Origin of the sequence: Cupriavidus sp. WKF15 (assembly GCF_029278605.1) — a bacterium.
In the GTDB taxonomy this organism is placed as follows: Bacteria; Pseudomonadota; Gammaproteobacteria; order Burkholderiales; family Burkholderiaceae; genus Cupriavidus.
In genome coordinates this window covers 1,183,667-1,203,046 of sequence record NZ_CP119572.1, presented here as the reverse complement: position 1 = coordinate 1,203,046, position 19,380 = coordinate 1,183,667, and the positions used below count along the sequence as shown (strand labels likewise).

19 protein-coding genes and 2 pseudogenes are annotated in these 19,380 nt (G+C 65.4%); 6 read left to right on the top strand and 15 right to left on the bottom strand.

The window, feature by feature from the left end; all coding sequences use genetic code 11:
- Nucleotides 1-146: 146 nt before the first annotated feature.
- The 3 genes from CupriaWKF_RS05770 to CupriaWKF_RS05760 are packed head-to-tail and all read right to left on the bottom strand — an operon-like array spanning nucleotide 147 to nucleotide 3,658.
- Nucleotides 147-1,793, bottom strand: a complete 1,647-nt coding sequence (locus tag CupriaWKF_RS05770) for a fatty acid--CoA ligase (RefSeq protein ID WP_276100042.1) — start codon at nucleotides 1,791-1,793, stop codon at nucleotides 147-149.
- 23 nt (nucleotides 1,794-1,816) lie between these two features.
- A complete protein-coding gene (locus CupriaWKF_RS05765; protein WP_276100041.1) occupies nucleotides 1,817-2,665 on the bottom strand; it encodes a TauD/TfdA family dioxygenase in 849 nt (282 codons plus the stop codon).
- A gap of 12 nt (nucleotides 2,666-2,677) precedes the next feature.
- Complete coding sequence (locus tag CupriaWKF_RS05760; protein ID WP_276100040.1) at nucleotides 2,678-3,658, bottom strand: quinone oxidoreductase; 981 nt, start codon at nucleotides 3,656-3,658, stop codon at nucleotides 2,678-2,680.
- A 213-nt stretch (nucleotides 3,659-3,871) separates the two neighbouring features.
- Between CupriaWKF_RS05760 and CupriaWKF_RS05755 the strand changes: the two genes are divergently transcribed.
- Nucleotides 3,872-4,897, top strand: coding sequence for an AraC family transcriptional regulator (locus CupriaWKF_RS05755; RefSeq protein ID WP_276100039.1), 1,026 nt, complete (start codon nucleotides 3,872-3,874; stop codon nucleotides 4,895-4,897).
- A gap of 150 nt (nucleotides 4,898-5,047) precedes the next feature.
- On the opposite strand, the gene CupriaWKF_RS05750 is transcribed toward CupriaWKF_RS05755, so the two are convergent.
- The 4 genes from CupriaWKF_RS05750 to CupriaWKF_RS05735 all read right to left on the bottom strand — a co-directional run bounded on the left by CupriaWKF_RS05750 (nucleotide 5,048) and on the right by CupriaWKF_RS05735 (nucleotide 7,477).
- The gene (locus CupriaWKF_RS05750) at nucleotides 5,048-5,635 is read right to left on the bottom strand and encodes a hypothetical protein (protein ID WP_276100038.1); all 588 of its coding nucleotides are present in this window, start codon (nucleotides 5,633-5,635) and stop codon (nucleotides 5,048-5,050) included.
- 53 nt (nucleotides 5,636-5,688) lie between these two features.
- Nucleotides 5,689-6,705 carry a hypothetical protein gene (locus tag CupriaWKF_RS05745; RefSeq protein WP_276100037.1) on the bottom strand — a complete coding sequence of 339 codons (1,017 nt, stop codon included), beginning with the start codon at nucleotides 6,703-6,705 and terminating at the stop codon, nucleotides 5,689-5,691.
- A 28-nt stretch (nucleotides 6,706-6,733) separates the two neighbouring features.
- Nucleotides 6,734-6,988, bottom strand: coding sequence for an RNA-binding protein (locus CupriaWKF_RS05740; protein WP_276100036.1), 255 nt, complete (start codon nucleotides 6,986-6,988; stop codon nucleotides 6,734-6,736).
- Nucleotides 6,989-7,084: 96 nt separating this feature from the next.
- Nucleotides 7,085-7,477 (bottom strand): hypothetical protein, encoded by a 393-nt coding sequence (locus CupriaWKF_RS05735; RefSeq protein ID WP_276100035.1) that lies wholly within the window; start codon nucleotides 7,475-7,477, stop codon nucleotides 7,085-7,087.
- Nucleotides 7,478-7,596: 119 nt separating this feature from the next.
- On the opposite strand from CupriaWKF_RS05735, the gene CupriaWKF_RS05730 reads away from it, so the two are divergent.
- Nucleotides 7,597-7,953: a hypothetical protein gene (locus tag CupriaWKF_RS05730; RefSeq protein WP_276100034.1), complete on the top strand. Its 357-nt coding sequence runs from the start codon at nucleotides 7,597-7,599 to the stop codon at nucleotides 7,951-7,953.
- A 645-nt stretch (nucleotides 7,954-8,598) separates the two neighbouring features.
- Here the strand turns inward: CupriaWKF_RS05730 and CupriaWKF_RS05725 are convergent.
- Entirely contained in the window at nucleotides 8,599-8,802 is a 204-nt protein-coding gene (locus CupriaWKF_RS05725; protein WP_276100033.1) for a hypothetical protein, read from the bottom strand.
- 199 nt (nucleotides 8,803-9,001) lie between these two features.
- Nucleotides 9,002-9,595, bottom strand: a pseudogene (locus CupriaWKF_RS05720) (MFS transporter); the annotation flags it as partial.
- On the opposite strand from CupriaWKF_RS05720, the gene CupriaWKF_RS05715 reads away from it, so the two are divergent.
- Nucleotides 9,549-10,766, top strand: a complete 1,218-nt coding sequence (locus CupriaWKF_RS05715) for an aldehyde dehydrogenase family protein (RefSeq protein ID WP_276100031.1) — start codon at nucleotides 9,549-9,551, stop codon at nucleotides 10,764-10,766. The pseudogene CupriaWKF_RS05720 and the gene CupriaWKF_RS05715 sit on opposite strands and share 47 nt — an antisense overlap.
- A gap of 135 nt (nucleotides 10,767-10,901) precedes the next feature.
- Here CupriaWKF_RS05715 and CupriaWKF_RS05710 read toward each other — a convergent pair whose 3' ends face one another.
- A complete protein-coding gene (locus CupriaWKF_RS05710) occupies nucleotides 10,902-11,186 on the bottom strand; it encodes a DUF3303 family protein (protein ID WP_276100030.1) in 285 nt (94 codons plus the stop codon).
- A gap of 438 nt (nucleotides 11,187-11,624) precedes the next feature.
- Here CupriaWKF_RS05710 and CupriaWKF_RS05705 point away from each other — a divergent pair, with 438 nt between their 5' ends.
- Both CupriaWKF_RS05705 and CupriaWKF_RS05700 read left to right on the top strand, forming a co-directional pair.
- Nucleotides 11,625-12,422, top strand: a complete 798-nt coding sequence (locus CupriaWKF_RS05705) for a fused MFS/spermidine synthase (protein WP_276100029.1) — start codon at nucleotides 11,625-11,627, stop codon at nucleotides 12,420-12,422.
- Between the two features lie 372 nt (nucleotides 12,423-12,794).
- Nucleotides 12,795-13,937 (top strand): sterol desaturase family protein, encoded by a 1,143-nt coding sequence (locus CupriaWKF_RS05700; protein ID WP_276100028.1) that lies wholly within the window; start codon nucleotides 12,795-12,797, stop codon nucleotides 13,935-13,937.
- Between the two features lie 91 nt (nucleotides 13,938-14,028).
- Here CupriaWKF_RS05700 and CupriaWKF_RS05695 read toward each other — a convergent pair.
- A pseudogene (locus CupriaWKF_RS05695) lies at nucleotides 14,029-14,529 on the bottom strand (oxidoreductase); the annotation flags it as partial.
- Nucleotides 14,529-14,855, bottom strand: a complete 327-nt coding sequence (locus CupriaWKF_RS05690; protein ID WP_276100027.1) for a nuclear transport factor 2 family protein — start codon at nucleotides 14,853-14,855, stop codon at nucleotides 14,529-14,531. The gene CupriaWKF_RS05690 and the pseudogene CupriaWKF_RS05695, both read right to left, overlap by 1 nt.
- Nucleotides 14,856-14,946: 91 nt before the next feature.
- Between CupriaWKF_RS05690 and CupriaWKF_RS05685 the strand changes: the two genes are divergently transcribed.
- Nucleotides 14,947-15,285 (top strand): winged helix-turn-helix transcriptional regulator, encoded by a 339-nt coding sequence (locus tag CupriaWKF_RS05685; protein WP_276100683.1) that lies wholly within the window; start codon nucleotides 14,947-14,949, stop codon nucleotides 15,283-15,285.
- A 410-nt stretch (nucleotides 15,286-15,695) separates the two neighbouring features.
- On the opposite strand, the gene CupriaWKF_RS05680 is transcribed toward CupriaWKF_RS05685, so the two are convergent.
- The 3 genes from CupriaWKF_RS05680 to tcuA form a co-directional block, all read right to left on the bottom strand.
- Nucleotides 15,696-16,676, bottom strand: coding sequence for a tripartite tricarboxylate transporter substrate binding protein (locus CupriaWKF_RS05680; RefSeq protein ID WP_276100025.1), 981 nt, complete (start codon nucleotides 16,674-16,676; stop codon nucleotides 15,696-15,698).
- A gap of 66 nt (nucleotides 16,677-16,742) precedes the next feature.
- Nucleotides 16,743-17,972: a tricarballylate utilization 4Fe-4S protein TcuB gene (gene tcuB, locus CupriaWKF_RS05675; RefSeq protein ID WP_276100024.1), complete on the bottom strand. Its 1,230-nt coding sequence runs from the start codon at nucleotides 17,970-17,972 to the stop codon at nucleotides 16,743-16,745.
- A complete protein-coding gene (tcuA, locus tag CupriaWKF_RS05670) occupies nucleotides 17,959-19,368 on the bottom strand; it encodes an FAD-dependent tricarballylate dehydrogenase TcuA (RefSeq protein WP_276100023.1) in 1,410 nt (469 codons plus the stop codon). The genes tcuB and tcuA overlap by 14 nt, the downstream gene beginning before the upstream one ends.
- Nucleotides 19,369-19,380 lie beyond the last annotated feature (12 nt).

Sequence of the window (19,380 nt, the reverse complement as noted above, 5' to 3'; positions counted from 1 at the left end):
AAAAAGTGACTCGCCGGCTGCGCCGGCGAAACAGCGGCGCCTGCCAAGAACGACACCCCCACCATCACCCATTCCCCGCAATCCGATAAAAAAAAGACGCTGGTCCCCCTTCAAGAACCAGCGCCCAAACTCTCCCTTCCCTACCTTCAGACTGCCTGTTCCCGCAGCTGCTTCTTATTAATCTTCCCTACACTAGTCTTCGGAATCTCCGCCACGAACGCGATCCGTTCCACTTCAGGCACCGCGTACTTGCTGATGCGTTGCGTATCCACGTGCCCAAGCAATTTCTCGCGAATGGATTCCGCTCCAACCTCCGCGCCGGCCTTGCGCACTACAAACGCCATCGGCCGCTCGCCCCACTTGGCATCGGGCACGCCGATCACCGCGCATTCCTGCACGCCGGGCACTTCGCTGATGAGGTTCTCGACCTCGATCGACGACACCCATTCGCCACCGGTCTTGATGACGTCCTTGATGCGGTCGACGATCTGCACGAAGCCGTCCTGGCCCATGACCGCGACGTCCTGCGTATGCAGGTAGCCGCCCGCCCACAGATCCTCGGAAGCCGCCGGCTTCTTGAAGTACGACTGCGTCAGGTAAGGCGCGCGCAGCACGATCTCGCCGCGGCTCGCACCGTCGCGCGGCAAGTCCTGCATGTCTTCGCTGACGACGCGGAAGTCGACCATCACCACCGGGCGCCCCGTGGAGCAGCGCATGCGCACTTCGTCGGCGCGGTCCTTGGGCGTTACGCGCGGCGGCAACTGCGCCAGCGAGACGATCGGCCCGGTTTCCGACATGCCATATCCTGCAAAGATGTCGATGCCGCGTGCCAGCGCCGCTTCGCACAGCGCGGGCGGCAGCGCCGAGCCACCGATGATGATCTTCCAGCCCGACAGGTCCTGCCCGCTGCCCTGCGAGGACTGCAGCAGCATCTGCAGGATGGTCGGCACGCAGTGCGAGAACGTGACCTGCTCCTGCTCGCGCAGCTTGAGCAGCATGTCCGGCGCGTAGCGGCCAGGCAGCACGGTGCGCAGGCCGAGCATGACCGCGACGTACGGAATGCCCCACGCCAGTACGTGGAACATCGGCGTGATCGGCATGTACACGTCTTCGCGGTGCATGCGCTGCCCTTCGCGCGGCGAGCACAGGCTGGCGGACGTCGTCAGCGTATGCAGCACGATGTCGCGATGGCTGTAGCACACGCCCTTGGGGTCGCCGGTGGTGCCGGTGGTGTAGAACGTGGCAGCCTTGGTGTTCTCGTCGAACTCGGGGAATTCGAAGTCCGGCGATGCATCGGCCAGCAATGCCTCGTATTCGCCCGACAGCGGCAGCGCGGTCTGCGGCGCGGCCTGGCCATCGGCCAGCAGCACGAAGCGCGGATTGCACGTGAGCTCGCCGCGAATCTGGTCCAGCACCGGCACGAAGTCGGGATGGACCAGCACGATGTCCGCGGCGGCATCGTTGAGCGTGTACAGGATCTGCTGCGGCGACAGGCGCACGTTCACCGTGAACAGCGTCGCGCCCATCATCGGCACGCCGAAATAGCACTCCAGGTAGCGATGGCTGTCCCAGTCCATCACGGCCACGGTGGAGCCATGCCTGGCGCCAAGCGCAGCCAGCGTCGAAGCGAGCTGGCCCACGCGGCGGCGGAAGTCGCGGTAGGTGTAGCGCATCTCGCCGCGGTAGCTGATCTCCTGGTCGCCGTAGAGGCTGAGCGAGTGAGTCAGCAGTTGCTTGACCAGCAGCGGATAGGAGTACGCCGACGGCGTGGATACGATCAAATTGTTCTGCATGTAGTCTTCCTCCGGCCGGAGCTTCAGTACGGCTTGGTGCCGATGATGCCGGCGCGTTCCATCTTGCGGTGGCAAGGCGGGTAATCCATCACGGCGTAATGCTGCGTGGCGGTGTTGTCCCAGATCGCGACGCTGTTGGGTTCCCAGCGCCAGCGCACCTGGTATTCGGGGATATAGGCCTGGCTGATCAGGTAGCGCAGCAGGTCGGGCGCGCCCGGATTCGCATCCTGGCCGAAACGCACGCGGTCCGGCGTATGGAAATTGGTGAAATGGGTCGTGAACGCGTTCACGTACAGGATCTTCTCACCGGTCTCCGGATGCGTGCGCACCACCGGGTGCTCGGCATCGGGATACTGGGCCTTGAGCGCCAGGCGCTTTTCGATCGGCATGGCCGCACCGAAACTTGCCTCGATGCTGTGGCGCGCGCGCAGGTCGGCGATCTGCGTCTTGATGTGTTCCGGCAGGCGTTCATAAGCCAGCGCCATGTTCGCCCACATGGTGTCGCCGCCGACCGGCGGGCACTCCACGCAGCGCAGCACCGCACCGAACTGCGGCGCCTCGCGCCACGTGGTGTCCGAATGCCACGCGTTTTCGTAGCGGTCGTTGGGCTGGTCCGGCGTCTTGTAGATGCGGACCAGGCCCGGATGCTCCGGATCGCTGCCGGCAACCGGATGGTCTTCCAGTTCGCCGAAGCGGCGCGCGAACGCGACGTGCTCGGCGCGGCTGATGTTCTGGTCACGCAGGAACAGCACGCGGTGCTTCAGCAGCAATGCCCGGATCTCCGCAAACAGGCCATCATTGCGGACGGCATCGCCGAGGTTCACGCCAACCAGTTCCGCGCCCAGCGAGCAGGTGAGTTGCTTGACTTGCATGGCTCAACTCCCTCAGATGACGAAAATCGACGAACCGGTGGTCTTGCGCGACTCCAGGTCCCGATGGGCCTGCACCGCGTCTTCCAGTGCATAGCGCTGGTTGATCTCGATCTTGATCCGGCCCGCGCCGACATGGCCGAAGATTTCGCCGGCCAGTTCCGCCTTCTCGGCAGGATCGGCGATGTAGTCGGCCAGGGCCGGACGCGTCACGAACAACGAACCCTTCATCGCCAGCAGCACCGGATCGAACGGCGGGATCGGGCCCGACGCGGTGCCGACGCACACCATCAGGCCGCGGCGCTTGAGCGAATCCAGCGAAGCCATGAAAGTGTTCTTGCCGACGCTGTCGAAGACCACCGACACGCCGACGCCGTCAGTCAGTTCGCGCACGCGCTTGGCCACGTCTTCGTGGCTGTAGTTGACGATGTGGTCGCAGCCGTGCGCGCGCGCCACTTCGGCCTTGGCCTCGCTCGATACCGTGCCGATCACCGTCAGGCCCAGCAGCTTCGCCCATTGCGACACGATCAGGCCGACACCACCCGCCGCCGCGTGCAGCAGGATGGTGTCGCCTTCCTTGAAGTTATAGATGCGGCGCATCAGGTACGCCGAGGTCAGCCCGCGCATGGTCATGGCCGCAGCGGTCTCGAAGCCGATGGTCTCGGGCAGCTTGATCAGCGGCGCGGCCGGCACGAGGCGCTCGGTGCTGTAGGCGCCCAGCGTGTTGATGAAGCCGGTATAGGTCACGCGGTCGCCCACGGCAACGTTGGCGACGCCGGGACCGACCGCCAGTACCACACCGGCGGCTTCCACGCCCATGCCGGCCGGCAGCGGCACCGGGTAGGTGCCATTGCGGAAGTACGTGTCGGCGTAGTTCAGGCCCACCGCCACGTGGCGGATGCGTACCTGCCCCGGACCGGGCTCGCCAACGTCCATCTCTTCAACGCGAAGCACTTCCGGTCCACCGGTCTCGTACATGCGCACGACTTTTGCCATTTGCTCGTCTCCTGGATCTGCGTCGGCGCAAGGGGGCGCCGCTCATGCCCTGAAATGTAGGATGTGCCGGCGCGCACCGCTTTGCATTGGTCCCCACCGACTTTGCATTTCATGCCACGCACGCCTATCATCCTGCTGCGAAGACAAAACACAAGACAGTGCGCGCCGCGGCATCGGCGCGTGCCGCACACAGAACAAGATTGGGAGACAGCCTTGGACACGCTGGTACGCGCGGGCGCAGTGACCAATTTCTTTGAGGTTGCCCAGGGACTCGGCCTCAACCCGCAACCGCTGCTGCGCGAAGCCCGGCTGAGCCGCGCCCTGCTGGGCGACCCGGACCAGCGGGTCTCGGTCAATGCCTGCGCCAGGCTACTGGAACAGGCGGCGCAGGCGGCGCACTGCGAGACCTTCGGCCTGCGCATGGCCGAATCGCGCCAGCTGTCCGACTTCGGCGTGATGAGCCTGCTGATCAGCCAGCAGCCCACGCTGCGCGATGCGCTGGCCACGATCATCCGCTACCGGCACCTGGTCAACGAGTCGCTTGCAATCCTGCTCGAGGAAGCGGGAAAGGTGGTCATCATCCGGCAGGAGGTGGTTCTCGATACACCGTCGCGGCAGGCCAGCGAGCTGGCGGTCGGCGTAACGTTCCGCCTGTGCCGGGCGCTCCTCGGGCCGCACTGGCATCCGCTCAATGTCAGTTTCACGCATGCCGCCCCGGCCGACCTGCAGGTCCACCGGCGCCTGTTCGGCTGCCCGCTGGAGTTCGACTGCGAGTTCAACGGGATCACCTGCCTGGCGGCCGACCTCGATGCGCCCATCCCGACCGCCGACCCGGGCATGGCGCGCTATGCGCAGCGCTTCGTCGACACGCTGCCGCGCGTGAACGCGCCGTCGATCGGGCGCGACGTGCGCAGTGCCGTGTACCTGATGCTGCCGATGGGCCGCGCGACATGCGAAGGTGTGGCGCAGGGGCTTGGCATGAGCCTGCGCACCATGCAGCGCCAGCTCGACGAGGCCGGCGAAACCTTCACGGACATCCTGAACGAGGTGCGCCGCGAACTCGCGCAGCGCTATGTGGAGAATCCGCAGTACTCGCTGCTGCGCGTGGCCGAACTGCTTGGGTATGGCTCGGCGAGTTCCTTCACGCGGTGGTTCTCGTCGCAGTTCGGCGAGGCGCCGGTGGTGTGGCGGCGCAGGCGCGAGGCGCGCGCGCCGCAGGCTGCGGAGGGCAATCTTTAAGATTGCTCGCTCCGGCGGCGGGGGTTCCGGATTGGCGTTTTGTTCGACAAACCCCAACTCTTCCTCAATCTTTAGTGCGCCGCGAGCACTACCAGCGCGCGCCGAGGCGCGGATCCCACGTCGCGCCTGGCGCGCTCCCGTCGAGCGCGCTCAGTGAGCGCCCTTGGGCGTCACAGAGACCGCCAATGCCTCCGTATATACCGCCTGAACCTGGTCCCCCTTGCGAATGCCCTTCAGTTGCTCCGGATCATCGACATGGAGGTCCACCGTCCGGCCCTTCGGGCCCTTCAGTGTCACCTTGCCGGTCTTGGCGTTCACGGCAACCACATCGGCGGTCACGGTCACTTCGCGCCCGACCACGCCGCCCGGCTTGGCACCAGGCGCGGCGCGGTCTTCGATCGCGCGCTCGGTACTGGAACGCATGCCGGACTGCTTCGTCAGGGCGACCGACAGCGCTTCCTTGTATTCCGCCGTGACCACGTCACCGACCCGGAGCTGGTCGAAGTTGCGCACCTCGTCGCCGACATGGATGTCGGTGACCTTGCCCTGCTTGTTCTTCAGCGAGACGGTCCGCGTGGCGGCATCGATCGCCGTGATCGTCGCCGTGGACTTGACCGTGCCGGTCACCATGGCAGCTCCCACGCCGGAGGCCGCTTCCACGCGGGTCTCCGGCTGGGCCATGGCCAGGTGGGATGCCGCGGCCAGGGCGGCTGCTACCAGTACCTTGCTGGGGTTCATGCTTGGCTCCTTGCGCCAGTGTTGAAAGTCGGACGGCGAATTCCGCCCGCGGGCTACAACATGCGTGCTGCCTCGTCCAGCAGCGTGGCCTGCGACAGCATGTCGGCCCGCGCATACCGCACGATCGAAAACCACCGCACGAGCGGCGGATCGCCGGGCACGTGGGCGCAAAGCAGTTCCAGGTCGACACCGGGCACGGTGCTGCCCGGGGACAACATCACGTTCACCTGGCTCAGGCGGATCTGGCGCCTTTCGACATGCATGCGGCTGGCGGCATCGCCCAGGATTTCGCCCAGGCACTCGAGCTGACGCGCGAGGACGTCGCCGCCGTGGCCCAGCGCGGCCAGCGCGTTGTCGTTCTGCGCGATCTCGTCCCTGACGGCCTGGACCGATGTTGCATCGGCCGTCTCCCCGCCGACCATCGAGCGCAGGCCCATGCCCTGCCGCTCATAGAGCTTGAGCTGCGCCTTGAGCAGGGCCTGCTCGCGCTCCAGCACGTCGCGCCGGCCCTTGCCCGCCGCATACTGCGCCATCGCCTCGATCGCGAGCTGGTCCAGCATGCGCAGCAGGATTTCCGCACGCAACGCCGCGTCGGATTCGGCGCAGATCCTCACCTGGTGGTCGCTGAAGGACACCAGCGTCTGCGGCACGTCCGTGCGCATGACATCGCCTTCCAGCGCCACACCAAGCGTGCGGCGTTCGTTCATGGCCATGCCGAGCACGGCATAGGCGTGTTCGGCAGACGGCGTACGCTCGAAGAACTCGCGCAGGTCGGGCGAACGGCTGAAGGCGTGGACGACGTCGGCCCCCGTACCGAAGTACGCGTGGATATGCGGATCGCTGTCCCAGGCCGCCTCGCTTGCCTCGCGCGGCGCGGGCAGGCCTGCCACGGTGGCGCGGATCGCCGCCAGCGCCGTGGCGAGCCGGGGCGCCAGCCGCTTCTCGTAGTGCGGGACGAGCCGCAGGCGCGGGTTCAGGGCCGTGACGCGCGCGGTCAGCGCGACGAGTTCCTTGTCGTCGCGCTGCCGCGGCTGGCTGCCCTGCCGCTGGATCCACCGCAGAAAGCCCATGGCGGCGCCTGCCGGTGAGTGCCCGGCCTTACCTGTAACGCTCGGCCATCACCATCGCACTGATCTTGTGTCCCTTCCAGAACATGCCGTGGATGCGCGGCTGCAGCTTGCGCAACGCCTCCGGATCCAGCTCGTTGAAGACCAGCGTCACGCCCGGATGGGTGCCGTCGCCTTGCACATGCTCGATCTCGTCATAGGCCGGCAAGCCATACTTGATCAGGAAATCCCGAACTTCCTCGTCGGTAGTCGCGGCGTCGATGTTCCCCAGAAACAACACTGCCATGGTCAGTCCCCCGTTCCTGGCCGCGTGCGCGGCCATCCTTGTATGTTCTAGATCATCTTTGGTGAAGTACAAGGCGGTTGATGTGCACAAGCCGGCTCAGTTCTTTGAATTCTGCCGCTTCCAGTCACCATCGGGGGTCTCGCAGAACCATCCTGCCCAGCGTTCCTTGCGGCCAGCCTGCGTCAGGTCCGAGCGCACGCGGCGGCACTTTCCGCCCGGGTCGTTCCGGCTGCGCTCCAGCGTCAGGGTGCCGTCAATGGCCGGACGCCGGTCGAGGGCGGGGAACCGGACGGGCACGGTGCCACCGTCGGGCGTATTGGCGAGGGCGTCCTTGTAGAGGCGGACATACTGCGGGACCTCATCCTTACGGAGGGTCCCGACGATGGTGCCGCTCAGGAAGTAGTCGAAATACGCGTGAACCGGCAATGTCGCCGCGGCGAGCGCCAGCACGGCAGCAGCCCGCGCATGGCGGGAACGGATCAGACGCATGGAGGCCCCCCTCTCGAATCCGGTCCGGGCGTACCGCTTTGACATACCGAGCCCGGCATCGCTACCCTTAGTCTAGTCCGCCGGGCAGGCCGGCGGCATTCCCGTCCTCCGGAGAGTCTATGCGCAAACCCCTTCCGTTGTTGCTGACCGGCCTGATGCTGACGGGCCTCGCCTCCATGACCCTGGCGCAGACCGCGCCAGGCCCGGGCCAGGGCGCGGCGAACGCCATCTCCGAGGCCGTCCAGGAAGGCGGCAACCCGTATCGCCCGCCTTCGGGCGGCAGCACCGATCCCGAGGAAGCCAGGCGCGCCAGGTGCGAAGCGCTCAAGGACGAGTTCAACGCGACCTCGAAACAGCGGACCTACCAGTCATCGGGTACCGCCACGCACAACGCACAGGGCCGCCCGATCCCCAAGATCGAACGGGACAAGAGCCGCAAGGCATTGCAGGAGACGTACCGCGCCAACTGTACGTGACCAGACCGGGCGTGCAGGAGGGACCAGGAGCCTGAGCGTTGCGCCCGGCGGGAAGGGCCTCGGACGGTCGATGTGCAAATGGCAAGACTGGCGGCATGGCCCTGGCGGCCGTGCCGCTGTGCATTGGCTGCGCGCGCCTGCTGCCCCGCGCTGCAGCCACGGATAGCGCTCGGTGTCGCTGTCGCCATGTCCGGATCCAGGTACACATAGCAGCGCTGGATACGGAAATCCCGGCGCGCGTCCGCGCGCGATTCCCATTTCGGAAAGTAGAACGCCGCATGCTCGTCGAACAGGTCCGCAACGCAACTGGCCGTACGCAGCGCACCGCCTGCCCTGGCCGACGAACAGTTCCGCACGCTTGCCGCGCGCAAGACCGATCCGTACACGGATGGCGCCCTGCGTAGCTTCGACCCATACGTGGACAGCGCCGCCAAGCCGGTCGACGCATTCACCGATGGCGCCTGACGGCGTCTTGCCGCGGTCTGCGACTGCCGGCGCTTCGGAGATTTGCCTGGGCGCGCCGGCGACAAGCGCACCCGAAATCCCCCTGATTTCGATCCGCTTTGCTGACAGCGAGGCGTGCGCGCTCTGTCTCCCATTGACTCCCCCGTCTGCACGGACCGCCGAGTCTATTCGATCGCGCAACTACGCCACTACGCTGTGCACCACCAGCAGCGTGCCGGTCATCCGCGTGCCGTCCGGCGATAGCGTGGGGCCGCCCAGGCGCGCCACCACCGCATGTTCGCCCGGCGCGCGCAGGTAGGCGCGGTGCGCCGGCCGCACGCGCTCCCGTGTAGTGGCCATGTCCGGCTTGTCGGTGGCGAACACCGCAAAATAGCGGCCCGTCATGCGCCCTCCGCCAGCACGAAGTCGTACCTGCCCTCGTGGAACGGCCCCTCGATCCCGAAGCGGCTGCCCAGTGGCCCGCCCTGCCCGGCTGGCCGCCGACGACGAGGTTCGACCGCTGGCGAGTTCGCGAAACGCGAGCCTCGTACCCCACCGCCGGAAGACATGAACGGCACCACCATGTGGCGGCGCCGCAAAGGCCCTACTGCTCGGCCGCAGGGTTGAGAATACCGCGCGGGATCAACGCGATCAGCACGCAGCTCACCAGCAGGCAGGCACCCAGCGCATAGGTGCCGTTGTTGATGTTGCCGGTCATTTCCTTGGCGATGCCGGTAATCATCGAGCCCGTGAAGCCGGACAGGTTACCCACCGAGTTGATCAGTGCAATGCCCGCGGCCGCGGCCGTGCCGGACAGGATCTGCCCCGGGAATGTCCAGTAGATCGGCATCAGCGCCAGGATGCCGCAGGTGGCGATGGTCAGGAACAGCATCGACAGCGCCACGTTCTGCGCGCACGCCGCGCTCAGGATCAGGCCGACGCCGCCGATCAGCGCGGGAATGGCCGCGTGCAGGCGGCGCTCGCCGGTCTTGCGCGAGTGCGATGCGTTCCACACCATCGCGAAGATCGCTGTCAGGTACGGAATGGCGGTGAGCAGGCCGATATGCAGCGGGCTCTGCACGCCCGACGCGCGGATGATCGACGGCAGCCAGAAGGCCAGGCCGTAGAAGCCGGTGTTGAACGTGAGCAGGATGAAGGTCAGCAGCCAGACGCGCGGGCTGCGCAGCGCGGCGCCGACCAAGACGCTGCCCGAGGCCATCGGCGAAGTCGCGCGCGCCGGCCAGATCTTCAAGTTCTTTGCCGGCGAGGCCCTGCGCCTGGGCGGCGAGATCCTGCCGTCCGTGCGCCCCGGGCTGACCGTCGAGGTCACGCGCGAGCCGCTCGGCGTGATCGGCCTCATCACACCATGGAACTTTCCGATCGCGATTCCCGCGTGGAAGATCGCGCCCGCGCTGGCGTACGGCAACTGCGTGGTGTTCAAGCCCGCCGAACTGGTCCCTGGCAGCGCGTGGGAACTTGTCAATATCCTGGTCGAATCCGGCCTCCCTCAGGGCGTGCTCAACCTGGTGATGGGACGCGGCGCGGTGGTCGGCGAAGCCATGGTCGCGTCGCCCGACGTGGATGCCATCAGCTTCACGGGCTCCGTCGCCACCGGCAGCGCGATCGCCGCGCGCTGTGTGGCGTCGGGCAAGAAATTCCAGCTTGAGATGGGCGGCAAGAACCCGATGGTCGTGCTCGACGATGCCGACCTCGACGTAGCCGTCGAAGCCTGCATCAACGGCGCGTTCTATTCGACCGGCCAGCGCTGCACGGCATCGAGCCGCCTGATCGTCACCGACGGCATCCATGACCGCTTTGTCGAGGCCATGGGCAACCGGCTGGTCGCGCTGCGCATCGGCGACGCGCTGTCGGCGGATACGCAGATCGGTCCCGTGGTCGATGCGCGCCAGCTCGAACAGGATGAGCGCTACATCGCCGTCGCGCGCGAAGAAGGCGGTACCGTCATCGGTGGCGAACGCCTGGAACGCGCCACGCCGGGCTTCTTCCTGGCGCCGGCACTGGTGACGGGCACGACGGCGGGCATGCGCATCAACCGCGAGGAAGTGTTCGGTCCCGTGGCCTCCGTGATCCGCGTGAAGGACTACGACGAAGCGCTGGCCGTGGCCAATGACACGCCGTTCGGGCTGTCAGCGGGCATCTGCACGACATCGCTGAAGTACGCCACGCACTTCCGCCGCCACGTGCAGGCGGGGATGGTGATGGTCAACACTGCCACCGCGGGCGTCGATTACCATGTGCCGTTCGGCGGCCGCAAGGGTTCCAGCTATGGGCCGCGCGAACAGGGCAGCTACGCGCGCGAGTTCTACACCACGGTGAAGACCGCCTACATCCACGCCGGGCAGGTGTAAGCCAGGCCTCCGTGTCCACTTGGCTGGCCCAGTGGACAACGACCCGCACGAGCTATGCCCGGAGTACGAGCGCCACATCCTGGTTTCCAGCGTGCCGGTCGCTCGAGTCGTGTTGCTTCGCAACTAGCGCGTGGCCTATTTCTTGGCTACGCGCCCGAAGACGGCGGCCAGCTCGGCATCCTCCAGCACCGGCATGATCTCCAGCTCCATCAGATCGCTCCACTGATAGGCGAACTCGGTGAGCTTGGCCGCATCATCGGTTTCGAGCAGATCGAAGCCCGACCCGAGATCGGCGCGGGTCCATCTGCCAAGCAACTGGACGCCCTCCGGCGGTACCCCGCCGGTTCGCAGAAAGCGCTCGATCGCTTCGGCGCGCTGCTCCGTATCCGGAGCCCAATGGAAGGTCATCATGAATTTCATGGCGGCATCTCCTGATAGTGGTGTGTATCACCTCCTCCTACTTCTATATACGTTCCGGCGCGCCATGCGGATGCGATCGAGCGCGCGCGTCGCCGCGCGTGTGTGTCGCATGTGACGCCGTCGATGCTGGTGTTGACGTTTCACAGCGGCAGATCTGACATGTGCAGCGCTTGCCGCGCCGGTGCTGGTTCCCATGGGCTACCGTGCGCTGTTGCTTGCCGAAGCTGGGCCGCAGGGTCGACTGCGTGCCCATGCGCGTTTAGGGCTTGATTCCATGCACGACAGCACTATCCTTTGGCGATAGTGGAACCAAGATCTGCTGACCCACCAGGGTGCAAACTCAGGCTTCAGGCCCAGATGAAGGTCCAGCCTTGAAGGCGCTCGCAGCGCTGCTGACGACCTGGGTCATCCAGTGGGACCGATTGAATGAGCTGGGCAATGGATTCCTTCCGTGTTTCCTTCGACGCGTACTTGAACATGATTGCCAAGGCTACCTCCGAGGGGAGTCCGGTGGTGCTGGAGACAGAGCGCACGCTTTCGCTCCGTTTCAAAGGGCTTGCGACCCAGAGCCTCATGTCTCGGCGCGACCCCGATAAGCTGATGCTCGGCTATACCCGGTCGATGATGAGCTTTCTGCTGCTGCACCCGACGCCTGCCCGGGTCTCCATGATTGGCCTGGGTGGGGGCTCCCTCGCCAAGTACTGTTACCACCATCTTCCGAATACCAAGGTTGTCGCCATTGAAGTTGATCCGGCAGTGATCGCCTTGCGCGATATGTTTCGGATCCCACCCGATGACGACCGCCTGGAAGTGCTCTGCGCAGATGGCGCCGAATACGTCAAAGGCCACGATGCGCGGCCGGAGGTGATTCTGGTGGATGCCTTTCTGGCGCACGGCATGCCCGCGACATTTGGGAGGGCGGCATTCTATGCCGCCTGCCACGCGCGGCTCGCCGACGATGGCGTACTAGTCGCCAACTTCGTGGGGAATGACGAGGACGTCCCCATATATCTGGAGGAAGTTCGCTCGGTGTTCGGTGAGTCGTTCTCCATTTCGCTGGCGGAGGACAGCTGCAATTTCATACTGTTCGCCTGGAAGGGCGCATGGGATCTCCCTTCGCTGGACACGCTGCTCGCGCGTGCGCGCATTCTGGAAACCACCCATCCTCTCAAATTGCGCTTGGCGGCCGGTCGCCTGAACCAGGGCAAGCGGCTCGCATCGCGTCTCAAATTCTGACCAAAGCCGGCGAGCTGACTGCGTGCGGACGAATGCTGGGCGAAGTGCAGTTCCGGCGCAGTGAGACCGGCAAACCGGCTCTCGCGGGGAGCCGTGTTCTCTTTCTGCGTCACGTTGATTTGCGGGAATGGTCGATGGTCCGACGGCAGAGTTCGACCATCTACGGACGCTCGATTTTGTGACGATGCTGCCGCATGGGACGGATGCCGCCCCATCCGGTGGCTTGGTGTGCTTTCCTGAGGCCAGGATGGGACTGCGTGAGGGGGCCGCAATCTCGGCAGAGGTGCCAGTGAAACTGCAGAGCCGCCAGACCGACCGGCTATGTGTATCATTCGGATTTTGCCGCGCGTCCGTGCGCGCCAGCATTACTGAATGGACAAGATCATTGTCTACGCCTTGCCGTTGTTTTTCGTGCTGATGGCGTGCGAATTCGCCTACGGCCTTGCAAGGCGCAAGAACACCTACCGGCTCAGCGACTCGCTGAGCAGCCTGAGCCAGGGCTTGCTTAGCCAACTGGCGGCCGGCATTACCCAGTTGTTCCAGATTGGCCTTTACACGCTGGTCTTCCGGCGCGTGGCACTGTTCGCCGGCTCACCGATCTGGCACGCCTGGTACGGCTGGTTGATCGCCATCGTGCTGTTTGACTTTTGCGACTATTGGCTGCACCGCATGGGGCACGAAAGCGCGGTGATGTGGGCCGCCCACGCGGTGCACCACCAGAGCCAGCACTTCAACCTGTCCACAGCGCTGCGCCAGGAGAGTACCGTCGCCTTGCTCGGCTGGCCGTTCTACCTGCCGATGGCGGTACTGGGCGTGGCACCGGAGCAGTTCGCGCTCGCCGGCCTCATCGTGCTGCTCTATCAGTTCTGGATCCACACCGAGCACATCGGCAAGCTCGGCTGGTTCGACCGCGTATTTTCTTCACCGTCCAACCACCGCGTGCACCACGCGGTGAACGACCAGTATCTCGACAAGAACTATGGCGGCATGCTGGTGATCTGGGACCGACTGTTCGGCACATTCGCCGAGGAACGCGAGCCCTGTGTCTACGGGACCCGCACCCAGTTGCGCAACTGGAACCCGCTGTGGGCGGTGGCGGTAGGCTACAGCGACATCGCCAAACTGGCGCGCCGCACCAGGCGCTGGTCGGACAAGCTGCGCCTGTGGTTCAAGCCGCCGGGCTGGCTGCCCGAAGACCTGAAGGCCGCGGCCAGCACCGTGCCCTATGATCTGCAGGCTGCCGCCCAGCGCTACGACCCACAGTTATCGCGCGGCCGCCGCTGGTTCGCCGCAGCGCAGTTCCTGCAACTGATGGCGGCCACCGGCAGCTACCTGTGGTTTGCCGACGACTTGTCCTTCGGCCAGACCGTGCTAGTGGTTGCGCCGATGGTGGCGGGGCTGTGGTCGCTTGGCATGCTGCTGGAAGGCCGCCTGAAGATCGCCCAGATATGTCGGGTGAACTTGGCGAGTGCCGGCGCCGCGCTGGCGATCTGGCTGAGCCTGTACCCGCGCTGACCTCGGCCGTTTCCGTCTTCGGAGCGGCGTTTTCGTCCAGATAGCGAACCCGCACGCGTCTACCGCGATGCCTGATGATCCAGGCGCGCCGACGCTTCAGGGCTTTGCTGTAGTTTGACAGGGCAGCCTTGGCGGCGGCATAGGCAATCGTCGCCTCCGGCAACGGTAATTGCCGCTGGATCGACGTGACGTGGATAATGACGCCCGAATGCTGCTCGACCATAGAGGGCAACAGCGCGCGATCGATGCGCACTGCCGGGAATAGGTTCAGGCTCAATGCCTTGTTCCATTCATCGTCATCTAGCACGCTGAAGCCACCGGCCGGTGCAGATGAGCCGCCCACGACGTGCACGACTATATCGACGCCACCGAACCGCTCTAGCACGGCGTCGACAATAGCTTTACAGCCCTCGGCCGTCGTGATGTCCGCCCCGATGAACCGTTCTTCGGCAAGTTCATCGGGACGGGAACGCGCCGTCGTCAGAACGTTCGCACCTGCCTCGCGAAGGCGTGCGACGACGGCTTTGCCGACGCCTTTGGTTCCGCCTGTAACGAGCGCCCGAAGCCCCAGAAGTTCAGGTGCGGAGCTCATTAGCGAATCTCCAGCGACGCAATCCTGCCGCCGGCCAGGACGAACGTGTAGGTCAGCTCGACTGGGCTACCGGGGAATGTGCCGTTGAGTCGTGCGTGCATCGTCACAGTGGCGCCGTCCTGGGATACGTCCAACGGCTCAATGCTGTACTGGTACCTGGTTTTGCTGTCTTTCTTCCAGGCCTGGATTGCTTCCAGCCCCTTGATCGTGCGGCCTTCGTCCCGCACAACGGCATCGGCGGTAAAGCAGTTCAAGAGAGGGGCGGTGTCCGTGACGGTTTCCGCGAGCAGATAGGCATCCAGTGGCGGAGGCAGCATCATGTTCATCGGGGTTCACCTCAACGTGAAGGTTTGCATGCCCCAATCATGGCGCTACAGTTACCGTATCGCAAGAACGCACAAAAAAGTAAGTAACCCCTTGGCTAACCGAAAAAACTACACCCCCGCGGCTGCCGCAATCGATGTCGAAGCCGCATTCAAGCTGCTGGAAGGCCGCTGGAAGCTGGTGATCCTGTTTCACCTCTTCGGCGGTCAGGTACAGCGCTTTTCGGACCTCGAGAGACTGATCCCCGGCATCACACAGAAGATGCTTGCCCAGCAGCTACGCTGCCTCGAAGCGGACGGCATCGTGACGCGTACGGTCTATCATCAGGTGCCACCGAAGGTGGACTACCGCCTGACTGATTGGGGCCAGGCGTTGTGCCCGGCACTGGATGCGATCCTGACATGGGCGGAGCGCCGTGAAGACTTTCCGTAGGCTGCGCCGAGCTTGTGCGGCTAGCAGCCCGTCATCCAGAATCCAATTTCGCAAGTCGGCGACGTGGTCTCATCCGCGACCGTCTCATGTCGCGCCGGAACCTGACGGTCGTAAATCTCATTTGAGGGGCAGCACTGGGGCGTCTTCTGCCCTACGCGGACCAGTCCAGGAGGAACGCTCGGCTGTGCTGAGCGTCGGGCCGTTCCCGGCCAGGAAGGGACCTTCGTCCGACGCGTCGCCGAGACACTCACATGGCAGCTCCCCTCGGCAAGCGGTCGTTCGATCGCCGAGAGATGGTATCGCGACATCGACTGCATTCAGTGCACACCTCCATTCCACGGTCTCAAAGCAGAATCCCCCTCCGCGGGTGCCCCTGAAACGACAGGCTGCAAATTTGGAACGCGGCCCGATCAGTCGGCGGTCACACCAGCCGTCTTGGATACCCGCCCCCAACGCTCGGTCTCCAGGCGGATGAACTCGGCAAGCTTCGCTGGCGTCATGTCGCCAGCCGTCACACCCTGCTCTTCGAAGCGCTTCAACACGTCCGGCTGTTGCAGCGCCTTGGCCAGTTCCGTGCCAAGCCGCCGCGTGACCGCGTCGGGCGTGCCCCGAGGCGCCATCAGCGCATACCACGTGGTCACCTCGTAGCCTTTGATGCCGCTTTCGTCCAGCGTGGGCACGCCGGGATACGCCGAGGAACGCTTCGCCGTGGTCACCGCCAGCGCGCGGAGCTTGCCCGAGCGCACGTGCGGGGCTGCCGAGGGACTCGTCTCCACCGCCATCTGGATCTGCCCGGCGATCAGGTCGGTCATCATCGGCGCACCGCCCTTGTATGGGACGTGAACAATGTCGGTGCCAGTCATCGACCGGAACAGTTCGCCAGAAAGATGCTCGGTGCTGCCGGGGCCGGCCGATCCGTAGTTCACCTTACCCGGATGCGACTTGATATACGCGATCAGCTCCGCCACCGACTTGACGGGCAGCGATGGGCTGACTAGCAGCACGTTCGGGGTCAACGCCACCAGGCCGACCGGCACCAGGTCGCGCGTGAAATCGTACGGCAGTTTCTTGTAAATGCCGGGCGCCATCGTGTGCGCGACGGTGGCAAGCAGCAGCGTGTAGCCGTCGGGCGTAGCGCGCGCCACGTTGCTCGCGCCGAGCGTGCCTCCTGCGCCCGGGCGGTTGTCCACCACCACCGGCTGGTGCAACGACTCGCCCATCTTGTGGCCAATGGTGCGGGCAATGATGTCGGTGGTGCCACCGGAAGCGAAGGGCACCACGACAGTGACGGGCTTCTCCGGCCAACTTTGTGCGGCAGCCGGGACCATGCTGCCGAGTGCGAGGGCGCCTACCAGAAAGGCGATGGCGGTGCGGCGGGTCATGTCGGACATGTGACGGTCTCCTTGAGGTTCGATGATTTTCTTGTCGGCGTTGCGGTTCTTCAGTGCTGCACTGCCTCAGTCGGAGCCGAGCTGCAACGTATTGGGCTGGCGCTTCTCGATGGCCGACTTCAATAGCGCCGCGCAACGGTAGATGCCGTGGGCGAACTTGCCGAACGGCAACGTGGCGAACAGCGCCATCACCACGCCAAGGTGGATAGCCAGCAGCATCGCCATGGCTCCGGTCTCGCGCCCGGCCAACAGGCCAAGCCCGGTAGCCGCTGTGAGTAGCAGGAGCGCGATGAAGCCGCGATCCATGGGCCGCTGGGCGGCATCACCCCGGTTGGGGTCGCGCCGCAGGTTCAGCCACAGCAGGCCGGCCGGCCCAATCAATAGCCCGACGCCGCCGGCCGTGCCGAGGATCACCGGCAAGCTCGTCACCGGATACGGCGCGTGGAGATCCAGCAGGTAGTGGTACAGCGTGGCCACGCCAGTGGAGGCGAAACAGGCCATGAAGCCGTAGAACGTCAGGTGGTGGAAGCGGCGCCGCGCCAGCGTGAATCGGTCGTCCTGCTCGTTGCACCCCTGGCCGTGTCCGCCGTCGAGGTAGGTGAGCGTGAGCGCGTCACGCGCGGCCTCCCCCAGCGCGGGCGGGGTGGCACGGCCCGGCGATACATCGCGCCAGAACGTCTGTATGCCAATGCCCAGCGAGAGCACCGCGAAGCCGAACACTGCCCCGAACATCGCAGCCATCATGTTGTGCGGAAAGATCGCGTAGAAATTGCCGGCCAGCGGCGCGTGCCACAAGACGCCGTGGCGCGAAATGGCCAGCAGCAGGAACAAGGCCAGGCCGAAGGCAAGCGCGAGCGCAACGGTGAGGCCGTTGCGCCGGTACAGTGCGCCCAGCGGCGCCGGCCATGCATATTCGGCGTAGGTCTCCCCACGTACGCGAGCCATGGCCTGCGGCACGTTCACCGCGAATTCGTGCGGCGGCGCGTACTGGCAGGCGTGGTAGCAGGCCCCACAGTTGTGGCAGAGGTTGGCCAGGTAGTTCACGTCCGCCTTGCCGAATGACAAGCGCCGCGTCATGGCCGGGAACACCGCGCAAAAGCCTTCGCAGTAACGACAGGCATTGCAAATCTGCATCTGACGGGCAACTTCGGCTTCATTGCCGGTCAGCGGCAGCACCTGGATGGGAATGATCTTCCGAGCGCCGGTTTGACGGATGTCGCCCGCCGTCTCCACGGCCGCCGCCGCCCCCACCGCCGTTTCGCCGGCCTCGCGCACCAGCGCCTCAAGCTGCTTCATGTTGTACTCCTTTCGCTTGTGCGGCCGCGCGCGCGGCCCGGGTGCCTGCAATCCGGCCGAACGCGGTGCCGATAGACATGCCAACGCCCGCCGTGTAGCCCTTGCCCAGCACGTTGCCGGCCATCATCTCGCCGGCAACGAACAGGTTGTCGCTCGGCTCACCGCCAAAATGGACGGCGGCGTGCTCGTCGACCTTGAGGCCGAGATAGGTGAAGGTGATGCCGGGACGCAGCGCATAACCGTAGAAAGGCGCGGTGTCGATGGGACGCGCCCAGTGCGTCTTGGGCGGGATCAGCCCTTCGGTGCGGCAGTCGTCCAGCGCCGTATGGTCGAAGGTGCCAATGCGGCACGCGGCGTTGTAGTCGGTCACGCTTTTCACGAACGACTGCTCCGGGAGGCCGAGCTTGCGCGCCAGTTCGGGCAGTGTGTCGGCCACCGTGCCGGGGAAGACCGGCGGCATGAAGCGGCCGATGGCCTTGGCATCGATGATGGAGTAAGCAATCTGGCCCGGTTGCTGGGCGACCAGACGACCCCAGATCGCGTAGCGCTTCGGCCAGAAGTCCTCGCCCTCGTCATAGAAGCGCTCTGCTTCCCGGTTCACCACCACGCCGAGTGACACGCAATCGATGCGCGTGCAGATGCCGCCGTCATACAGCGGCGCGCGCGCGTCGATAGCCACACAGTGCGATTGCGACGGGTCGCCGATGGCGTCCGCCCCCGCCTCGATCATGTGCTTGAGCAGTACGCCCGTATTGAACCGGGTGCCGCGGATCAGGAAGTTGTCGGCCGGCCATTCGCCGCGCTCGTTGCGGCCCCAGGCTTCGCGCAGCCATTCCCGGTTCGATTCGAAGCCGCCCGCCGCCAGCACGCAAGTGTGTGCCTCGAAGCGGTGTGCGCCGCTGCGCGCAGCCACAAACCGGCTGCCATCGAGTTCGATGGCATCGACCGGCGTCTCGTAGCAGATCTCCACCCCGAGGTTTTCGGCGCTGCGATAGTAGGCATTCACCAGAGCCTTGCCGCCGCCCATGAAAAACGCATTGGTACGGGCTACATGCAGCGCGCCCGACAGGGGCGGCTGGAAATGCACACCGTGGCGGCGCATCCAGGGTCGGCAGGTCGATGACGCGCGGATCACCAGCCGCGCCAGCGCCTCATTGGTGATGCCGCCGGTGACCTTGAGCAAGTCTTGCCAGTACTCCTCCTCGGGGTAGCTGTCGACCAGCACATCCTGGGGCGCATCGTGCATGCATCGCAGATTGCGGGTGTGCTGGGAATTGCCGCCTCGCCATGCCTTGGGGGCCGCTTCCAGCAGCAGCACACTGGCGCCAGCTTCGCGCGCCATGAGGGCGGCGCACAGTGCCGCGTTGCCCCCGCCGATTACGAGTACGTCCCACATGAGTACAGTCTC